Below are 20251 nucleotides of genomic sequence, written 5' to 3' on the forward strand. Positions count from 1 at the left end.
CACGAAATGTAAAGCACTTTTTTCATTTTATCGTTAAATCCAGCCTCCGTCCAGGGTTATCACCTGTCCTGTAAGATATTCCGGAGCATTACTTAACATCAGCGCCAGCTCGGCAACCTCCTGTGGTTTTCCCATCCTTCCTGCAGGAATCTCCTGACAGAGCTGCTCCAGGTCCTCATCAGACAAGTGTTTCCTGTTCATATCCGTGTCAATTACTCCGCAGGCAATGGCGTTGACCTGAACGTTGCTTGGAGCCAGCTCCTTGGCAAGCGCCCTGGTAAAAGAGTTTACTCCGCCCTTTGAAGCTGAATAGGCGACCTCACAGGATGCTCCCACACTTCCCCATACAGACGAAATATTGATGATCTTCCCCTGCTGTTTTCTGACCATACCGGGAATAGCAAGTCTGCAGGTGTAAAAGAGAGAGTCCAGATTTGTACCCATAAGATTCTTCCAGTCCTGCACCTCCATGTCGGTCAAAAGCCCCAGCCAGGCTACGCCTGCGTTATTTATAAGGACATCAATCTCGCCGATCTCATCAAACAGCTTTTTTACTGCATTCGGATCTGACATATCGCATTTGTAGGCGCTACATCTAACGCCGTACTCCTCAGTCAGCTCATCGGCGTATTCGCTGAGGATATCTATATTCTCTTTACATGTAAGGAACAGTTTGTCCTTATTATTGGCAAAAGAGTTTGCGATGGCATATCCGATTCCTCTTGAAGCCCCTGTAATCAGCACCTTTCTGTACATAAATCCTCCTGTGTCCAAAGCAATAGGGACGGTTCTTAATGGTCTGAACCCAAAGAACCGTCCCCAATATCCATCTTTCTTATCAATCAGTCTTTCGCCTGCTCAGCAGCCACATGTTCCAGAGCCTCAAGCACAGTCTCTTCCACAAATGGCTTAGCTACAAACTCTGCTGCTCCAAGCTTTACGGCTTCCATCATCTTTTCCTTCTGGCCTGCTGCCGTCACCATTATGATCACAGCATCAGGATGAGCCTTCCTTATCTGCTTAAGAGCCTCAATTCCGTCCATCTCAGGCATTGTGATGTCCATGGTCACAACATCAGGCAAAAGCCTGTCATAAAGCTCCACAGCCTCTTTTCCATTGATGGCTTCTCCGGTAACCTCATAACCTGCCTTATCCAGAATATCCTTAAGGACCCTTCTTGATGTTCTCGAATCGTCAACTACCAATACACGCTTCATATCATGCCTCCTGTGACCTTCAGCCAATAGAAATATCTTTTGACGCTGCAATGATATACTTCACTTCGCCGCCACATACATATATCGGCATAACCACCATCTCTTCGCCGGTAGCTTCTGCAAAGCTCACGGAAAAGTTCGGTGGATCAAGATCGATCCGAACGTCCTGCTTGCTCTCTTCAGTTGCGTACAGACCATTTATACAGTTGATAAGCTCGCAGCTGGCATCCAGTGCGTCTTCCCTGGTCTCTATAAATTCTTCTTTTGTATAAGCTATAGCCAGCTTACGAACATCCTCATACTTGCCGGATATAGCCACGGCACCGTTTTGCTGACCGTGGAAGGTCTGATATCCAAGCACTTCGTCCTTTATTGCACTACTGGTATATGTCTTTCCTATATAAACGTGATTGTCCACCAGGCGATACATATTCTTAATGCCCATGGCCAACATTTTCCGAACGGTGGGATCACCAGTGTGAAGAAAAACAGGCACTGCCTGCTCCACATCTCCTGTCTTCAAAGCCGCCATGTCACTTTCTGTAAAGCCGTTTTTTCTCTGATAATCATCCTCGGCAATTTCAAGCTGTTCCATGGTAAGGAAACCGAGGTCCACTACCGACTGAAGGAAAGCGAGATACGTATTGCCCTGAAGCTCCAAGAGCCTTGAAACCTGTGTTTCAGAAAGATATCCCTTTTCGATGGCGATATCTCCAAAGAGTTTATCCATAGACGCCTGAAGGGCGTTACACTGCTCAGCCTGGGCGATGCTCATGAGTTTTTCTGCAACCGCAATGACTCCAAGCTTAGCCCTTCCGGCTTCCTGACGCTTGTAAGCCTCTTTAAGCTGCATCTTGGTAAGCATTCCCTGCTCAACAAGATAATCACCAATTAATCTATCCAGCATGAATCATTCGCTCCTTCTTCTTAAAAAAGAAACAAAACCACACTATAATTTTAGACTAATTTACGTACATTAACAAGCAGATTGTTGTTACTTATCCTCTTCTTTCATCTTTGCCATAGCCTGATTCAGAGCCTGCTGAACTGCTCCGTCAGCGGAAGAAGCAGCTGCTTTTCCAACCTGATCCTTCCTATGAAGCATCTCTGCCTGCTGTCCGGCCATCTCAAGGGCCATCATCCTGTCCTTTGTAAGAACAAGTCCCTGGCCGTCAGGATTGATCCTGATACCGTCCTTGTCCTGAACAAACTTAAGGATATCCTGATATCTGAACACGCCTGCATTCCAGCCTGTAGCTGTCTTGGCAAGCTTTGCAAACTCAAAAGCATCTGTGAAAACAGGCATAAACTGCTTGTCATCTGCAGTCTTCATCACAAGGAAACGGATCTTGTTGTCCTTGGTGAGCTTAAGCCTTCCATCCTCAAGGGCCTCAACCGGGCCATCGTGCTGCATGGGAACGATGAACTGAGCAGCCCGAATATAAGAGAGCATTCTCATCTCTTTTGCCTTAAGGATCTCATCCCTCTTCTCGTACTTAACAGGCCACCTGAGCTCCTCAAGGAAATCAAGCATAGCAAAGTTAAGGCCGGGATTTATAGGCATATTAGGCTGGTCACCCTGATTCCATTCTCCTGGAGCAGCCACGATCTCATTTCTCTTGAAACGTGCTCTGTAAGCGCCGTTGTCGATTATGATATTCTCAATTCCCACATAGTACAGGTAATCAAAGAACCCAACCTTCTTGCCTGTGGTATCCTGCTTATCCTCAACAAGAAGCTTTCTTGCCACCAGCTTTCTGAACTGCTTATTGAAAAGAGCTGCTGCCTTCTCTGCCAGCTCCTGCTCAAAATAAACGTTAGCGAAGCCATGATCGATATAAGGAAAACCTGTGGTCTGATCATAAAGAACGTAGAGATACTCTGCATCTCTGATCCTTGAAAGCACCTCGTTGTACACCTTCCTGTGGTTCTTTTCAAACTCCGGAAGTGGTGCCTTCTTATGAAAAATCTCAAGGGCAGTTAAAAGAAATAACAGTTCCTGTCCTGATAAAAATTTGAGAGAATCCGGGGAAATGTCCTCATCGTAGATCATGTTACCGATCTGGTCCTTCCTCTCAGGTGTGACTGTTTCTTCCATCGTCTCCTCGGAGGCATCCTTGATGTTTACTGGATTCAGGCGGGCAATGACAGGCCACTCAAGACCTTCGTGAGCCTTCTTCACTTCCTCTGCTGCCTGCTCCTTCTGGAGCTGAGCTGCCTTAGCCTGCTCTTCCTCATTTATTGTTTCATTTTTCTTGTTACCGAATATTCCAAATAATCCCATTTCTATTCTCCAAATCACTTTCCAAAAAACACTTCCGATACCTTTGAAAGGTACTCAGGATCCTTACTGCCTGCTGACTCATAAGGTGAGTGCATGCCAAGCTGTGCCAGTCCGATATCCACAGTGCTTACCGCCACCTGGGTTGTTGATATATTGCCCAGAGTGGAGCCACCTCTCATGTCTGACCTGTTGGTGAAAATCTGGAAAGGTACCTGTGCTTCCTGACAAAGAACCTTGAACTGTGCTGCGGAAACAGCATCAGTTGTATATTTCTGATCTGCATTAAACTTAATGACAATACCTTCATTCATGACAGGTCTGTTGACTGGATCTGCCTTATCTGCATGGTTAGGATGAATTGCGTGAGCATTGTCAGCTGAGATCATGAAGCTGTTTGCGATAGCCGTGTGATACTGCTGCCTTGTCCTTCCAAGACCATCATTAATTCTCTCGATGGTGTCCTTAAGGAATGTGGAAGCTGCTCCCTGCTTGGTTCCGCTGCCTACTTCTTCGTTGTCGAATACACAGTGCATTGCAACATAATCCTTGGGCTTAGCAGCTACAAAGCCTTCAAAGCTGCAGTATACGCATTCCTGATCATCAAGTCTTGAGCTTCCTATGAACTCCTCATTAGCTCCCCAGAATATGGGCTTAACCCTGTTGTAGAGGAACAGATCATGACCAAGTATGTCACTGTTCTTAACTCCCGCTTCCTTTGCTACAAGGGCAAAAAAGCTGTCGGCTGCTCCCTTGTCACCAAACACAGGGATCATGTCTGTCTGGGCATTGTACTTGTATCCATCGTTGGCTTCCCTGTTCATATGGATAGCAAGGGAAGGGATCATAAGAAGATCCCTGTCTATGTTCACAAGTTTGCTCTCAACCTTACCCTTCTTATTTACCAGCACACGACCGGCAACTGAAAGAGGTCTGTCAAACCACTCTGCGCAGAGCATTCCGCCATACCTTTCGACGTTCAGCTTGATGTATGCGCCAGCAGCCTCCATCTCAGGATTCTCCTTGATCTTGAAGCTTGGAGAATCGCTGTGGCTGGCTATCATGTGAAAGCCTTTATAGTTCTTTTTCGGAATCTTAAAAGAGATAACGGCAGAATCGTTTCTTGTAACGAAATAATTACCGGGCTTAAGATCCCATTCTTCAGATTCCTTAAGCTCAACGAAATCTCTTTTAACAAGGTCCTTCCTGATGTTGTCCACCACATGAAACGCAGTAGGAGAAGCATCAATAAAATCCATCATTTTCTGTGTAATATTCTTATTTTTTACCATATTGATCACCTCTTAAAAAGTAGCAAAAATCAGTATACCATATTTTCATTTAATATGTTAAAATACCTTAATGTAAGCACTTACATTTTTCACAATCTAATCAGAAAGGTCCAATTATGACTAGAGAAGAAACCTATAAGATGTTAGATGAATACGTGGATATGCTTCTGGAGAAATCCGACGCAGAGCACCCCTTCTGGAACATCGAAAAAATTGTCAGCGGAAAACCAAATAAATGGAATTACATAGACGGCTGTATGATCACAGCTGTTCTTTCCTTATATGAAATGACCGGGGAAAAGAAATATCTGGATTTTGCAGACAGCTTTGTTGGCTGGTTTGTTCAGGAAGATGGCTCCATCAAGACCTATGATCCAAAGGAGTACAATCTGGACAATATAAATCCTGCCAAGAATCTTTTCAAGCTCTATGATCTCACAGGAAAAGAGAAGTACAGAAAGGCCATGGACTGTGCAAGAGGCCAGCTGGACACAATGCCCCGTACCAAGGCAGGAAACTTCTGGCACAAGGACATCTATCCATATCAGGTATGGCTTGATGGAATGTACATGGCACAGCCCTTCTACATGGAATATGAGAAGCGCTACAACAAGATGAGCGGATGCCTTGATTCCTTCAAACAGTTCAAGAACGTTGAAGCCCTTATGAAGGATAAGGCGACAGGTCTTTACTACCACGGCTATGATGAGAGCAGGGAAATGTACTGGGCAAACAAGGACACAGGTCTTAGCCCCAACTTCTGGCTCAGAGCCCTTGGCTGGTTTACAGTAGCTCTTGTTGATACAGCAGAGGCCATGGACGAATCCATGTACTATGAGTACCGTTACCTTCAGACCATGTTAAAAGAGCTTGCTGATGCTTTGATACCTTTCCAGGATGAGAGCGGAATGTTCTACCAGGTGGTTGATAAAAAAGATGATGAAAGAAACTACCTTGAGACCTCAGGAACAGCACTTATTGCTTATGGTCTTTTGAAGGGTGTTAGACTTGGTTATCTTCCTGCAAGATTTGAGGAAGTTGCCATGAAGGCCTTTGATGGTATCACTGAAAAGTACCTCTCAAGAAATGAAGACGGAACTCCAAAGCTTGGAGGCATCTGCCTTGTAGCAGGACTTGGCGGTAAGCAGCACAGAGACGGTTCACTGGAGTACTACTTCTCAGAGCCCGTTGTTGAGAACGAAGCAAAAGGTGTTGCACCTTTGATCCTTGCATATACTGAAATATTAAGAAGACAGTAAATAAAAAAGTCCCTCTGGCTTATATAAGTCAGGGGGACGGTTCTTTTGTCTCTTTTTACTGCTGGTCTTCAGGAAGCTCAACCTTGAAGTACTTAACATTTGCAGTAAGTTCTTCAGCGATCTTCTGCAGATCCTGAGCCTGCTCAACAACTGATTCCATGTTGGTATCAAGCTGCATGAGGGATGCACTGGTCTCCTGTGTAGAAGCTGCGTTCTCCTCGGAGATACTGGACAGGGACTCTACAGAATTCAGGATGTTCTCCTTATCAGAGTTCATGGTCTCTACCAGTTCAACAATCTGCTTGTTGCCTTCCTCAGTTTCCTGAAGGAGTCTGAGCATCTCATCGAAGGATTCACTCATCTCTTCAAGAGCAGCAGTCTCATTGGTGATAGCGCCCTTGATTGCCTCAGTAAGCTCTTTATTCTTATTAGAATAATCTGTAATTGTTGAAAGCATGTTGGTGATCTCACCAGCCAGGTTGTTGGTATCGCCGGCAAGATCCTTGATGTTATCAGCAACTACTGCGAAACCCTTACCTGCTTCACCTGCTCTTGCTGCCTCGATTGATGCGTTAAGAGCAAGGAGGTTAGTCTGGCTTGCAATGGAGATGATGGACTCTGCTGCTGTTGTGATCTGAGCAACTACGTTAGCTGTCTCATTTACAGAATCAGCAACCTGTGTTGCCATCTCATCATTCTTCTGATCCTGAACTTTGATCTGTTCAAGCTGATCCTTAACCTTTGTGGACTCTTCATAAACAGCTCTGCCCTTTTCCATGTTGGAGTTTGCGGAATCAAGAACATTGTCAACAGAAGATCCCATATTGACTGTAACTGAAGATGTGCTCTGAACATCCTCTGCCATGGCTGTTGCACCTGTAGCAAGGTCATTGACTGCAGAACTGATATCTGTAGTTGTCTTCTGTGAGCTCTGGATAGAATCCTTTGCTGCCTCAGCCTTCGAATTAACTGTATCAGCATGGTTGATGACTTTTACAAGAGCATTTCTAAGCTCATGTCTCATTGACTCCAGAGCTACGAGAATATTGTTGAAGTCCGTGATAAAGCTGTCCGCTTTTATCTTTGTCACAAAGTCACCACCGGAAATTCTCTCAACCTCTGCAGAAATCGACTTAATGTTCTTTATAATATTGATGATAAGGAAGATGGTAAGGCAAAGAAGCAGCGCTGCAATTATCATTAATATAATGCTGCTGGTGAGGATGCTTGCATGAACACTTTTCTGATTGGCAGTTTTCTCTGCAACGGCCCAGGCCTCAACGATATCAGACATATCGCTGATATAATCTCTTGTGGCCTCAAACTGAATTGAGAACTGCTCAATGTCACCCTCTCCGGTATTGAAGTTATATGTTCCAAGCCATGTATTGTACTGGCTGACAAAGCCCTTGCTAAGATCTGCAAAAGTTTTGCCATCGCCGGATTTCATTTCGGTCCAGAGTGTACTGTCGCCCTGGGCAAGAGCTGCCGCAGCATTAACTCCGTCCAGTGCCTGCTTGGCGTTGCTGTTATAATCATCCACATATCCGGCCTGCTGTTCCGGAGTAATATAGTCGTGATAAGCCTGATACTGTGTTCCTGCCAGCATGGACTGGTAAAGATCTCTGTCCGCGTTGATAAGGTCTGTGCTGATAGTATAAAGCATATCATAATAAACATGCTCATCCTGCAGCATGATTGTGTTCATTCTTGTGCTGCTGAACACTATGCTCGCAATAAGCGCCACAATCAGTGGGATGGTTGTTGATAACAATACAACTGCCATACTAGCTTGAAAGCCCTTTTTTCCCATCATCGTATACCTCCTTATGTTGTTAGCCTGCACATCGTAATTGTATTCTTTTTTCTCTAAAAAAAGAATATTGGTATACGATAATTTATACTTTTTTTATAGGTTTAATATGGTATTTATACATTTTTATTCAGACAGCTTTTCCCTTATCAAATCCCCGGTTCTTTCTACCTCCAGCCAGAAATCTCTTGCCGAAAGTCTGATGGCTCCGCTTCCCATGACGATTACCTGCTCAATGGCATCGGAAGTAGCCACGGTTACTCTGTATTTTTTGCTGATCTCATGGGCCGCTTTTTCGATATACTGGTCGGCAGTTTCAGCCTCTTTTGTATAAATAATTACAAGTTCTCCCTTTTCTTCCACATGCTCCTTTCCTCCCGGAACCCTGTAGGCGTCAAAGACAAGAAGTACCTTTTCCCTTCTAAAGCCTTGAAAATTGTGAAGAATATCCACCAGTGCATCTCTGGCAGCCTTAAGATCCGTCGCCGCCAGATTGGACAGTTCTTTCGATGCATAAATAATATTATAGCCGTCCACCAGAAGGTATTCCTTGTACTCTTCAACAGCAGGCTTTGTGTTCTCGTGTTTCTGGCGCTTTTGCTCCTCCAGATCCCTGTCTCTTTTCGCCTCTTTCTCTTCGGGTGTCAAACTGTCTATGGTCGTTGGACTTTCCACATATCTTGGCTTTACGGCGCCGTAGGTCCTCTCAAATATGGCTTTCAGTTCACCTTCCGTGGCACGAAGATCTCTTTCTATCTCGGCAAAAGACCTTTCTTCGGCCTTTTCATTTCTTACCCTGGTCTGGAGCTTCCTTAAAGCCTCCATGTCTATTCCATCAGAAAGATCTGTAACTGGCGCCTCTCCCTCTGCTCTCCAGCCTGAATCCACATGCATGTGGGATCTTACTTCGTTCCATGGAATCACCGTTCCTGCCCCGTGGGAGCAGAAAACAGAATCCGGAGAGTTCTGAACATCAAGTTCCGGTTGATACCCGGTAGCCTCAAGAACTTCTTCTGTATTGTGGCATGGACCATATCCGGAAAGCGTGGTAAATATCCTGCCCTCTCCCTTAGTAAATGAAGCAATCTCCGCAGCATAATCACCAAGACACGCAGCAGGAACTGTTCCAGTGATTATGGAAGTATTGCCCTTAAGATCTGGGACTGAAACCGTTCCGTTCATTCTCTGCATATCAGTTAAAACTCTGCCCACCTGATCCTGTGGAACCTCTATACGATAATCCAGCATAGGCTCAAGAAGCACAGAGTCTGCCATCATAAGTCCCTGTCTCACAGCTCTGTAGGTAGCCTGTCTGAAGTCGCCTCCCTCAGTATGCTTTTCGTGGGCTCTTCCGGCAATAAGGGTTATCCTTATGTCTGTTATCTCAGCTCCTGTCAGCACACCAAGATGTTTTTTCTCCTGAAGATGTGTCAGTATAAGTCTCTGCCAGTTAAGGGACAGCGAATCAGTGCTGCAATCTGTAGCAAACTGCACTCCGCTTCCGGGCTCCAGAGGTTCAAGAAGAAGATGTACCTCTGCATAATGACGAAGGGGTTCGTAGTGGCCAACACCCTCCACAGGCGCAACAATAGTTTCCTTATATACGATGTGTCCCGGACCAAACTTCACGTCCAGGTCAAATCTGCTCTTTATGAGGTGCTTAAGAATCTCCTTCTGGACTTCACCCATGATCTGAACCTCAAGATCCCCGGTCTTTTCATGGTGATGAACCAGAAGCATTGGTTCTTCTTCCTCAAGGAGTTTTAGCTCTTTATATACCTTTACAGGGTCAGCCTCCTCAGGAAGGATAAGGGTTGATGAAAGAATCGGAGCAAGCACTTCAGAATTATCTTCTCCCTTGCAGATTCCAAGGCCTTCTCCTGCCCTTGTTCCGGAAAGTCCCAAAACAGCGCAGATCATTCCCTCTTCTGCCTCCTGAATGGCAGTAAACTTCTCTCCGGAGTAGAGCCTTATCTGGTCAATCTTTTCATCCCCGATCTGATCTCTTACCTTCAGCTTTCCGCTGATTATCTTCATGTGGGTGAGCCTTGCACCGTTACTGTCACGGCTTATCTTAAATACTCTGGCGCCAAAAGCATCACCCCCACAAAGAGACGGGGCGTAAACTGATATCAGCTCAAGTAGCTCTTTTACCCCTTCCATTTTAAGGGCAGAACCAAAGAGAACCGGGAAACACTTCCGGGCAGCTATTAGCTCTTTTGCCTTGGCCTTATCAGGAAGCTGTCCCTCCAAAAAAGCTGCCAGCACATCATCATCACAGACCGCCAGCTCCTCCAGAAAGTCATCATCATCAAACCCGTTTCCAAAATCCACCATGTGCTGGTGGAGATTATCTTTGAGTTCTGTTAAGAGTTTTGTCCTAGACTCATGAGCATCAGACAGCTGATCCATCTTGTTTACAAAAAGAACTGTGGGCACTTTGTAGTGATCAAGAAGCCTGAATAAAAGCTTCGTCTGACTGGTGACACCGTCTGCTGCGCTCACCAAAAGAACAGCCATGTCAAGCACCTGGAGGCTTCGCTCCATCTCAGGTGAAAAATCAGCATGGCCGGGAGTATCAAGAAGTGTGATTGTGGTATCACCATTTTCAAGGATTGCCTGCTTGGAAAAAATAGTGATCCCACGTGATCTTTCCAGCTCGTAGGTATCCAGGAAGGTGTCCTTGTGATCGACCCTGCCCATGGACCTTATGGCACCGGAAAGATATAAAAGCCCCTCGGAAAGCGTGGTCTTACCTGCATCCACGTGGGCCAGAATTCCTATCGTAACCTGTTTTTTCATCAGATACCTGCCTCTTTGAGGATCTCCTCCACGTCGTCGAATTTTGCAGCAAAGGCCTTCCACATGGCTTCGTTCAGGATCTTGCTCTCTTCACCATAACCGAACCTTTGAGGGATCACCTTGGTCACCTCATTGATGTCCTGAGCAATCCTTACTGCTGCCCCGTTATCACTCATGGGAAGAGCCCCGAAAAGAGTAGTCTTGTAGGACCTGGAGCTTAAGCAGCTGTCAATAAAATAGTCCGCAAATTCATTAAGGTCCTCTTCCCCATAGATAAGGGTCTCAAGGTGAAGACTCATCTCTTTTGCAAGCTTTCTTGAATTTAATATATTTATGCTGGTCTGACCAATAACCTGGATCATGAGCCAGGCATTCATTTTTGATTTAAATCTTTCGTCGTTCTCGTTTCTTTTACCCATAAGTACCCTCTCTAAATATTGATGTTAAAAAAATCATTATACAATATGTACGTTTGTTTTCTTAAAATAATATAAAATATATCGTAAAAGTGTAAACAACTAGTCTGAAATGCTATAATTATTGACACAATAAAGCTGTTTTTTGAGCTTATTTTCGCAAATAGGAGAGCAAAGAATATGAAAAAAACCAGAACCATCAGCTCTAAACTGCTGACCTACATCATCCCTGTAGTAGTAGTTACTGTTCTTGTGCTTGTTACCATTGCGGCTTCTATTTCCAAAAACAGAATGTCTGAAATGGCCACAGAGACCCTGGAGTCATCCATCTCCAACCAGGCTGATAATATTGAGGCCTGGCTGAGCGAAAACCTCAAGTACTTCGGCACTGTAAAACATATGGTTGAAGCCCAAAAACCAGATGACACTGAACTTGTGCAGATTCTGGATACTTTCTATGGCTATAATAGCAATTCGCCAAATGGTTTCTATATCGGAACCTCAGACGGAAAGTTATTTAAAGCCACTGACTCAGCCATGGCTGAAGGCGATGTCCTTGGAAGCACCTGGTACAAACAGGGTATTACCCGCGTGGACATGGCCTATGGTACTGCCTACACAAATGATTCCGGCGAGACCGTTATCAGTGCTACCGGTATCTTAAACGACGGCCAGGATGGAATCAAGGTCATGGGCGCCGATGTTTCTCTTAACAAGATAAGCATCATCGTAAATTCAGGTGTAAAGATGCAGGATGCAAGTTCATTCCTGGTTGATACAAATGATTTCAAGATTCTTGCTCACAGAGATTTTAATATAGTTAATACGACCCTGTCTACCTCCAGCAGTGACCCCCTTCTTGCAGGAGCTGCACAGAGCATCGCTAACGAGGATTATTCCAGCAAAGAGATCAACAAAAACATGGTCACTTTCGCAAAAATTGCCGGAACTGACTGGGTTTTAGTTTCATATATTCCTACTAGCCTGATCCTTAGCTCCGTTAATCAGATGGGAATGATCCTGTTTGCTGTTGGCGCAGTTGCCATCATACTGATCATTCTCCTTATCCTCTATGTTGTTAAGAAAGTTGTTGCTCCTCTTGGACATATCTCAGAAAATATCACAGCCATGTCAGAGGGTGACTTCACTATTGAAGTTGATCACTCCAGCAATGACGAGATAGGAGTTATGGGCAGCAAGGTTACAGAGTTTGTAGCCTCCATGAGAAACATGCTCTCACATATCAGCCAGGAGTCCGATAAGCTCCAGGAAGAGTCTGATAACAGTGACAGAGTATCTAAGACAATGTTCGAAGCTTCACAGTCACAGGCTGAGGCCATGAAGCAGCTGAATGAGACCGTTGACCAGCTGGCAACAGCGGTTAATGATATTGCAGCCAACGCAACGACTCTTGCTCAGGTTGTTGCTGATACAAGAGATAATTCCGACAAGGCTCATGAGAGCATGAAGGATACTGTAGTCATCTCCCAGAAGGGACGTGATGACATGGAAAGACTCAGCGTAGCTATGGATGGTATCTCCGATGCCAATGAGCGACTGGTTGATTCCATTAACAAGGTTGGTTCTGCTTCTGAAGAGATCACAAATATCGTTGGCATGATCAGTGAGATTGCTGAAGAGACAAACCTTCTTTCACTTAATGCCAGCATTGAAGCCGCTAGAGCAGGTGAAGCAGGTAAGGGCTTCGCAGTTGTTGCTACCCAGATTGCAAAGCTTGCCCAGACTTCTGCTGAGAGTGCTAACAGTATCTCAAGCCTTATCGATGAGGTCAGAAGACTTATCGGAGATGCTGTAGGTCAGGCCAATGCCAGTGCCGACAGTATCCGCGAGAACAGCGAGCTCATCAATGTGGCTGTTGGAACCTTTGATCAGATCTATAACAATATTCAGGAATCCAATGGACTTATTGAGGCTATGATCGAAGATGTTCAGAAGGTTGATGACGTTGCTACCAACGTGGCAGCCATTTCCGAGGAGCAGGCAGCCAGTGCTGATGAGATCCTTGCAACATCTGAGAACATGGTTGAAATGGCCAACAACATTACAAAGAGCAGCCAGGATGTGGCAGACAACTCCCACGAGCTTGCGGGAACAAGCCAGACCCTTACATCCTATGTTCAGAAGTTTAAGATTTGAGGAGGCCAAAAATATGCTTAAGAATAAATCATTTAAAAGAATCATCGGATGTATTCTGGTAGGTATTTTGATGTGCACCACCATCATGGGCTGTGGTGCTTCATCCTCCAAAGGCTCAGGTGGAGCAAGTGGAGCAGGTGCCAAGATCCTGTTCCTTATCCCTGACGTAAACGACACCTTCAGAAATACTTTGGCAGAAGCTATCAAGGCTGCTGCTTCCCAGCAGGGCGTTACTCTGGACTATGTTGAAACCGGAGGAAGTGTAGAGTTTGAAGCAAACCAGGTTGCAGGAGCTAAGGCAGCCGGATACGATGCCATCATCTTAAGACCTGCTGACGGCAGTACTGCTCTTCAGATGAATGTGGCTTCCAACGGACTTCCAATCATCTATGTAAATAACCAGCCAGCAGATGAGCATCTGACTGCCAACAAATATATATATGTAGGATCAAATGAAAGTGATGCCGGAAGATATCAGGGTGAATATGTTCTTCAAAAGCTTGGTAATCCCAAGAGTCTTAACGTAATCATCTTCCAGGGTGAAGCCGGACACTCAGCTACAATAGCAAGAACAGCATCCGTTAAGAAGGCTCTTAAGGATGGTGGTTGCAACGCCAATTATGTATTCGTTGACAGTGCCAACTGGTCAGACGTTGAGGCAAGAGAGAAATTTGCAATCTTCATGAAGACCGGCCAGAGCGTCGATGCGATCTTCTGCAACAACGACACCATGGCTCTCGGAGCTGTGGAAGGGCTCAAGGATTTTGGTCTTGATTACACCAAGATTCCTGTAACAGGCGTAGATGCCACAGCAGATGGCTGCGCATCAATCCTTGCAGGCGAGATGGCCTTCACCGTTCTCCAGGATGCCAAGGGCCAGGGTGCAGCAGCAGTTCAGGCCGCAGCAGTCCTCGGTAAGGGCGGCGACCTCAGCAGCGTAGAAGGTGTCTCCGAAGACAAGAAGTTCGTCTGGGTACCATTTGCTCCTGTAGACAAGAGCAACGCAGCTTCCATCAACTAAGATCATAAGACCACTTAAAAAGCCACGGGGCGAGTTAAAATAACACGTCCCCGTGGCTTATTTTTATAGAAGTTCAAGTAGTCCTTTAAGACCTTTGGTCTCATAGATATTTCTGTAATAGGAAACCTCGTCCTTGATGATGAGGTCGATCTGTTTCATACCCAAAAGCTCTACAGGAGCCTTGTCATCTGTCATGAGATGTCCGGTGCTGACGTAGGGAACGTAGGTGTCTTCCACTCTTTGCATCATAGCTTTCAGTGTCTCATTTTCTTCCATGGCTATGTTGGAATCAAGTCTTTCAATAAAGTCTGATGAATCGCTGGCAAAGAGCTCTCTGTTGGTGGCGCCAGGGACTTTGACGGTAACTACGTTATCAAAGACTGAGCTGATGGTATCTGCAAGATAGGTGTTGATGCTGGCTTCCTCTGAAGTTGCCTGTAATGCCCCGTCTCCGTCTTCATCGGTGTACATGTTCATGTTTACCACCATTACACCTCCGGGAGCCAAATGCTCTTTTACCATAGAAAAGAACTCTACTGAGGACATCTGGAAAGGAATGGTGATGTCTTGATAAGCGTCAACCATGATGACATCGTAAAGTCCGTCGATGGCCGCCAGATAAGCTCTGCCGTCGTAGGTAGTTACCTTGGTTTCTTCCGGAAGTTCAAAATACTTATGGGCAAGATCAGTGATCTTGTCATCTATCTCAACTCCCTCTATCTGAATGTTATCAAAATATCTGGAAAGCTGTGTTGCGTATGTGCCTGAACCCATGCCCAGTATCAGGAGATTCAGATCATCCCCCGACAGCTCTTTTTCCTTGATGCCTGCCATATAAGGTGCAGCCATGGCGTAGTCGTAGTACATACCTGTCAGGGCGCTGTCCTTCATGAGGATTGACTGAACTCCGAAGAGCACGTTGGTTGATAGGATCACGCTCCGGTCATCTTCCTTGACCTGAAGGTAGTTGTAAACCGACTCTCCCTCAAAGGTAAGGTTCTTTTCCCAAAAAGCAAAGCTGGTGCTGTGGCCAAAGACAACGCACAGGATGAAGATGAGGACACCAGCTATGATCCTCTTCATGTCACCCTTGGCCAGGGATTTTTTTCCGGACTCAGTGGGACTTACAAAGTACACTATGGAAAGAGCTATCAGTATTCCTGCAAAGATCAGGAAGGTGATGGCAGTTCCCACAGCCGGGATAGTTACGAAGGTTGGAACAAAGGTTCCGATGATGCTTCCGATGGTGTTAAAGGCCCCAAGGGTTCCAATGATCTTTCCGTTGTCATCCAGTGAATCCGTGGTGTATTTGGCAAGGCTGGGGGTTACGGTTCCCAGAAGGAAAAGAGGGAATACGAAGACCACCATGCATGCTGCAAAAGCTGCGATCACAAGGAAGTTGCTGTTGACGGCAATTATCAGAATCGCAGATATTCCTATAATAATGTACTTACCAAGAACAGGGATAAGAGCGATCCAGATGGCAGCTATGAGAATTCGCACATAGAGTTTACCCGGATCAGGATCTTTATCAGCCTTTCTTCCGCCGTAGATATTGCCAAGTGCCATGGCAATCATAATTGTTCCTATTATGATGGTCCAAACAATCTGTGAAGAACTGAAGTATGGGGCCAGGAGTCTGCTTGCGCCAAGCTCCACAGCCATCACCGACATTCCTGCGAAGAATTCCGTCATGTACAGGAACAGCTTGTTTTCCAGGATTTTTTTCTTTTCCATAAATATTTTTTCCTTTAAGTAAAATTTAGGTTGAACTGACATAATGAGTCCAGTAATCAGAATAACACACAATCCGAAAGTGAGGAAATACAAATGATAAAGAAAAATAAGATAACTGTAGCGATTATGACAGCTGTGATCACTGCTACTCTCGGACTTACAGCATGTTCATCCGAGGATGTGACTTCAGTGCTGAGTACCACAATCGGACAGGATACAACTGAAAGCAGTAATTCAAGTGATGTGAATGAAGCAGGAAATCCGGGACAGGATCAGGGCCAGGGACCTGCAGGAGATGGTCAGATGCAGATGGGAGGTGAATCCAGTACCTCAGTATCAGGAACACCCGGGGAGCCAACTCAGTTACTCGACACAGCAGACATGTTTACGGAAAGAGATCTTGAGCAGGAAGCGGATCTGACAGATGCAACAAATATCACACTGAGTGACGGCGAAGATGTAAACATCACTTCAGAGGGTGTCTACGTTATAAGTGGAACAGCCAGCGATGTGTCCATAATCGTGGAAGTAGCTGATACCGAGAAAGTACAGATCGTGCTTGATGGCGTAAATATTACAAATACTGATTCACCTGCTATTTATGTTAAGAGCGCTGACAAGGTATTTGTCACAACCACAGATTCTGACAACACTTTGAAGGTGACTGGAACCTTTACCGCAGATGGCACAACTAACACTGATGCTGTGATCTTCTCAAAGGATGATCTTGTGCTGAACGGAAAAGGTAGTCTTACTATTTCTTCAACTGCCAATGGAATAAGCTGTAAGGATGACCTGAAGATTACAGGAGGAACATATGATATTACTTCTTCTGAAGATGCGATAGAAGCTAATGACTCCATCAGGATCAGCGATGGAACCTTCAAGATCAACAGTTCCAAGGATGCAATACACAGCGAGAATTCCGATGATGACACAGTGGGATTCGTATATATTTCAGGCGGTTCCTTTGATATAGAAGCAGGAGATGACGGAATCCAGGCTACTACTGTTCTCATGATAGATGGCGGAACCATTGACATTACAGCAGTTGAGGGCATGGAAGGTACTTTCATCCAGATCAATGACGGCATCATCAACGTCTCTGCCAGTGACGATGGAATTAACGCTTCTACAAAGAGCTCTGCTTATGACGTATGCATCGAGGTAAATGGCGGCGATATCACTGTGGAAATGGGAAGTGGAGACACAGACGGATTTGACTCCAACGGAGATATCATCATCAATGGCGGAACCATCAGCGTGACAGGAAACTCAGCTTTTGACTGGGATGGAGAAGCACAGCTTAATGGTGGAACAGTCACTTTTAACGGAGAAGAAATTACAGAACTCACCAACCAGTTTGGTGGTGGTATGGGCGGCTTTGGTGGTGGCCCCGGAGGCCAGAATGGCCAGAACGGACAGGGCGGCTTCGGTGGTGACCAGAACGGAGCTCCTAGTGGTCAAGCCCCTGACGGCACCGATGGTCAGATGCCACAGATGCCTGATGGTCAGGCTCCAGATGGTTCAAATGGACAGATGTCCACACCTCCTGACGGAGGAAATGTAGGTAACGGCCAGATGCAGGGCAGACCTCAGGGTGGTAAAGGACAGCACTGATTTGACACCAGCATAAATATAAGCCACGGGGACGTGATATTTTTAACTCGCCCCGTGGCTTTTTCATTTAAATTAGAAATCTACTTCTGTATCGTAGTAACAGCACTTAAGGAGTTTCTCCATCTCCTCCTGGCTAGGCTGACGAGGATTTGAACCTGTGCAGGCATCAAGGATTGCATTTGCTGCAATGTCATGGAGTCTCTCAAGGAATACATCCTCTGCTACGAAGCCCTGCTCTGCAGGAAGTCCATCTGCACCATAGTGCTGGATGCAGTGAGGGATGTTGAGATCATCATTCATCTTGCGCAGATACTTGATAAGAAGCTCTACCTTCTCATCATCGTTTGATCCGCCAAGGTGCATGTAGTCAGCGATTACGCCGTAGCGCTTCTTAGCTGTCTCATCCTTTGCGTTGAATGCGATAACCTTAGGAAGATACATTGCATTAGCTGCACCGTGGATGATGTGCGCGCCCTTATCAGCAAAAACAGCACCGGTCTTGTGTGCCATTGAGTGAACGATTCCAAGAAGAGCATTAGAAAATGCCATTCCTGCAAGGCACTGAGCATTGTGCATTGAATCTCTTGCTTCCATATCTCCGTTATAGGACTTAACCAGATTAGCCTGGATCATTTCGATAGCGTGGATAGCAAGACCATCTGTGTAGTCACAGTTAGCTGTTGAAACATAAGCCTCAATCGCATGAGTCATAGCGTCCATTCCTGTGTGAGCAACAAGCTTAACAGGCATTGTGTGTGTAAGCTCAGGATCAACGATAGCAACATCAGGAGTGATCTCGAAATCAGCTATAGGATACTTGATGCCTTTCTGATAATCAGTGATGATAGAGAATGCTGTAACCTCAGTAGCTGTTCCTGATGTAGAAGGAATTGCGCAGAAATGAGCCTTTGTACGAAGCTTAGGAAGGCCAAATACCTTACACATATCTTCGAAGGTGGTCTCAGGATACTCATACTTGATCCACATAGCTTTAGCAGCATCGATAGGTGAACCACCACCAATAGCAACGATCCAGTCAGGCTGGAACTTCTGCATTGCCTCTGCACCCTTCATTACAGTCTCAACTGAAGGATCAGGCTCGATACCCTCAAACAGTTCAACTTCCATACCGGCTTCCTTAAGGTAATCCTCTACCTTCTGAAGGAATCCCCCTTTCTTCATTGAGCTTCCCCCAACACATACGATAGCTCTTTTGCCCTCAAGAGTCTTAAGTGCCTCAAGAGCGCCCTTTCCGTGGTAGACATCCCTCGGTAGTGTGAAACGTGACATAAGAAAAAACCCTCCTTTATAAAATTGTTAAAATAATAACGTAACCGTCTATTATTATATCAATTTCACAAAGAAAGGTCTATACAATAACCGCTATTTTCAGACAATAATATTTTCAGGCACTTCCCAGAATTGCCTCTACTTCATGTCTCTTTTCATACAGCACGCATCCGCCATCATGATCATCCATAAGCACTCCTTCTTTTTGCAATGCTTTGAACAATCTTGAGTTCATGGCTTCCCTTAAAGATGTGTCCTTAACATTTATATCTGAATATGGTGAAAATGGGCAAGGCTCAGCTCCGCCATGTGAGTTGATATGGAAGAATCCTCTGCCTGCTGCAATACATCCTCCTGAGCTCTTCTCATCACCGGGAAAAGACACAAACACTATTTCAGGATGTTCCTGTCTCAGCCTCATTATCTCTTTTCTCAGGTACTCTCTTTCCTCATCTCCGGGAGCCAGGTGCTTTGAGTCGTCTGTTACGGGCACAAACTCCACAAAGATCACTGCTTTACAACCTTTGTCGGAAAGTTTCCCGATAAAATCTTCTGAGGATACGTCCTTAAGATTTTCAGTTGTCACAGTCACTGAAGCACCATAGATAAGGCCTCGTCGCTGCAACTCATCCATATTTGAAACAAGCTTGTCATAGACACCCTCGCCTCGTCTTGTGTCTGTCGCTTCCTTTTCACCCTCAATACTCATGATTGGGATAAGATTCCTATTTTCATCAAACATATCAAAATACTTATCAGCCATGTATGTTCCGTTGGTAAAAATAGGAAACAGGATGTTCTGTTTCTTGCCTGCAGCTTCGATGACGCCTTTTCGAAGAAGTGGCTCTCCTCCGGCAAGAAGGATGAAGCTCACTCCCAGATCATCAGCCTCATCAAACACCTTCAGCCATTCATCATCAGTCAGCTGGCTTACAGGCGCAGTATCTTCTGTAGCATTGTTGCATCTTGAATAACAGCCTGCACAGTGAAGATTACAGCTACTGGTTATACTTGCAATCAGAAACGGAGGGATATGCTCACCCTCTTTTTCCAATTTAGCTCTTTTCCTGGATGCAGCTTTTGTTGCCAGCGCAAACTTCGCCATATAAGCGCTCTCTTTCGGGTTCTTGAGAGTGGCCTTTATAGCGTCTGAAACTACCCTTTCGACTCCGTGCGTCATGTATTCCTGAATGTTAAAATCCTTACTCATTATTCCTATACCTTTTTTGAAATCATCAATGTGTTACATGCTATTGAATTGTTTAAAATCTTTTTTATATAATAACTCTCCTTCAGGAATTATTCAAGACATAAATTCTGAAAAGGGACCGGTATTTATCCGGTCC

At 45.3% G+C, this 20251-nt stretch carries 15 protein-coding genes; 4 read left to right on the top strand and 11 right to left on the bottom strand.

Annotation, left to right across the window (positions count from 1 at the left end):
• Positions 1-33 precede the first annotated feature (33 nt).
• The 5 genes from ymfI to BO18_RS04990 form a co-directional block, all read right to left on the bottom strand.
• Positions 34-756 (bottom strand): elongation factor P 5-aminopentanone reductase, encoded by a 723-nt coding sequence (gene ymfI, locus BO18_RS04970; RefSeq protein WP_034444131.1) that lies wholly within the window; start codon positions 754-756, stop codon positions 34-36.
• An 86-nt stretch (positions 757-842) separates the two neighbouring features.
• Entirely contained in the window at positions 843-1217 is a 375-nt protein-coding gene (locus BO18_RS04975; protein WP_034444134.1) for a response regulator, read from the bottom strand.
• 19 nt (positions 1218-1236) lie between these two features.
• Positions 1237-2124 carry a chemotaxis protein CheX gene (locus BO18_RS32445; protein ID WP_051688502.1) on the bottom strand — a complete coding sequence of 296 codons (888 nt, stop codon included), beginning with the start codon at positions 2122-2124 and terminating at the stop codon, positions 1237-1239.
• An 87-nt stretch (positions 2125-2211) separates the two neighbouring features.
• Positions 2212-3501, bottom strand: coding sequence for an SseB family protein (locus tag BO18_RS04985; RefSeq protein ID WP_034444135.1), 1290 nt, complete (start codon positions 3499-3501; stop codon positions 2212-2214).
• Between the two features lie 14 nt (positions 3502-3515).
• The gene (locus BO18_RS04990; protein ID WP_034444137.1) at positions 3516-4790 is read right to left on the bottom strand and encodes a M18 family aminopeptidase; all 1275 of its coding nucleotides are present in this window, start codon (positions 4788-4790) and stop codon (positions 3516-3518) included.
• A gap of 116 nt (positions 4791-4906) precedes the next feature.
• Between BO18_RS04990 and BO18_RS04995 the strand changes: the two genes are divergently transcribed.
• Positions 4907-6049, top strand: coding sequence for a glycoside hydrolase family 88/105 protein (locus BO18_RS04995; RefSeq protein ID WP_034444140.1), 1143 nt, complete (start codon positions 4907-4909; stop codon positions 6047-6049).
• 55 nt (positions 6050-6104) lie between these two features.
• Here BO18_RS04995 and BO18_RS05000 read toward each other — a convergent pair whose 3' ends face one another.
• The 3 genes from BO18_RS05000 to BO18_RS05010 all read right to left on the bottom strand — a co-directional run bounded on the left by BO18_RS05000 (position 6105) and on the right by BO18_RS05010 (position 11083).
• The gene (locus BO18_RS05000) at positions 6105-7865 is read right to left on the bottom strand and encodes a methyl-accepting chemotaxis protein (protein ID WP_034444142.1); all 1761 of its coding nucleotides are present in this window, start codon (positions 7863-7865) and stop codon (positions 6105-6107) included.
• Between the two features lie 123 nt (positions 7866-7988).
• The gene (locus BO18_RS05005; protein WP_034444145.1) at positions 7989-10664 is read right to left on the bottom strand and encodes a translation factor GTPase family protein; all 2676 of its coding nucleotides are present in this window, start codon (positions 10662-10664) and stop codon (positions 7989-7991) included.
• Positions 10664-11083 (bottom strand): DUF6553 family protein, encoded by a 420-nt coding sequence (locus tag BO18_RS05010; RefSeq protein ID WP_034444148.1) that lies wholly within the window; start codon positions 11081-11083, stop codon positions 10664-10666. The genes BO18_RS05005 and BO18_RS05010 overlap by 1 nt, the downstream gene beginning before the upstream one ends.
• Before the next feature lie 177 nt (positions 11084-11260).
• Here BO18_RS05010 and BO18_RS05015 point away from each other — a divergent pair, with 177 nt between their 5' ends.
• Together BO18_RS05015 and BO18_RS05020 are read left to right on the top strand one after the other, a co-directional pair.
• Positions 11261-13237: a methyl-accepting chemotaxis protein gene (locus BO18_RS05015; protein ID WP_034444150.1), complete on the top strand. Its 1977-nt coding sequence runs from the start codon at positions 11261-11263 to the stop codon at positions 13235-13237.
• A gap of 13 nt (positions 13238-13250) precedes the next feature.
• Positions 13251-14258 (top strand): substrate-binding domain-containing protein, encoded by a 1008-nt coding sequence (locus tag BO18_RS05020; RefSeq protein WP_034444153.1) that lies wholly within the window; start codon positions 13251-13253, stop codon positions 14256-14258.
• Positions 14259-14321: 63 nt separating this feature from the next.
• Here the strand turns inward: BO18_RS05020 and BO18_RS05025 are convergent, their stop codons facing one another.
• Entirely contained in the window at positions 14322-15995 is a 1674-nt protein-coding gene (locus BO18_RS05025) for a spermidine synthase (RefSeq protein ID WP_034444156.1), read from the bottom strand.
• 93 nt (positions 15996-16088) lie between these two features.
• Between BO18_RS05025 and BO18_RS05030 the strand changes: the two genes are divergently transcribed.
• Positions 16089-17615: a carbohydrate-binding domain-containing protein gene (locus BO18_RS05030; protein WP_066738210.1), complete on the top strand. Its 1527-nt coding sequence runs from the start codon at positions 16089-16091 to the stop codon at positions 17613-17615.
• Positions 17616-17687: 72 nt separating this feature from the next.
• On the opposite strand, the gene BO18_RS05035 is transcribed toward BO18_RS05030, so the two are convergent.
• Both BO18_RS05035 and BO18_RS05040 read right to left on the bottom strand, forming a co-directional pair.
• Positions 17688-18905 carry an iron-containing alcohol dehydrogenase gene (locus BO18_RS05035; protein WP_034444158.1) on the bottom strand — a complete coding sequence of 406 codons (1218 nt, stop codon included), beginning with the start codon at positions 18903-18905 and terminating at the stop codon, positions 17688-17690.
• Positions 18906-19020: 115 nt separating this feature from the next.
• On the bottom strand, positions 19021-20115 hold the full coding sequence (locus BO18_RS05040) for a radical SAM protein (RefSeq protein WP_034444161.1): 1095 nt from the start codon (positions 20113-20115) through the stop codon (positions 19021-19023).
• Positions 20116-20251: the final 136 nt, after the last annotated feature.

The sequence above is a fragment of the Butyrivibrio sp. AE2032 genome (genome assembly GCF_000702965.1).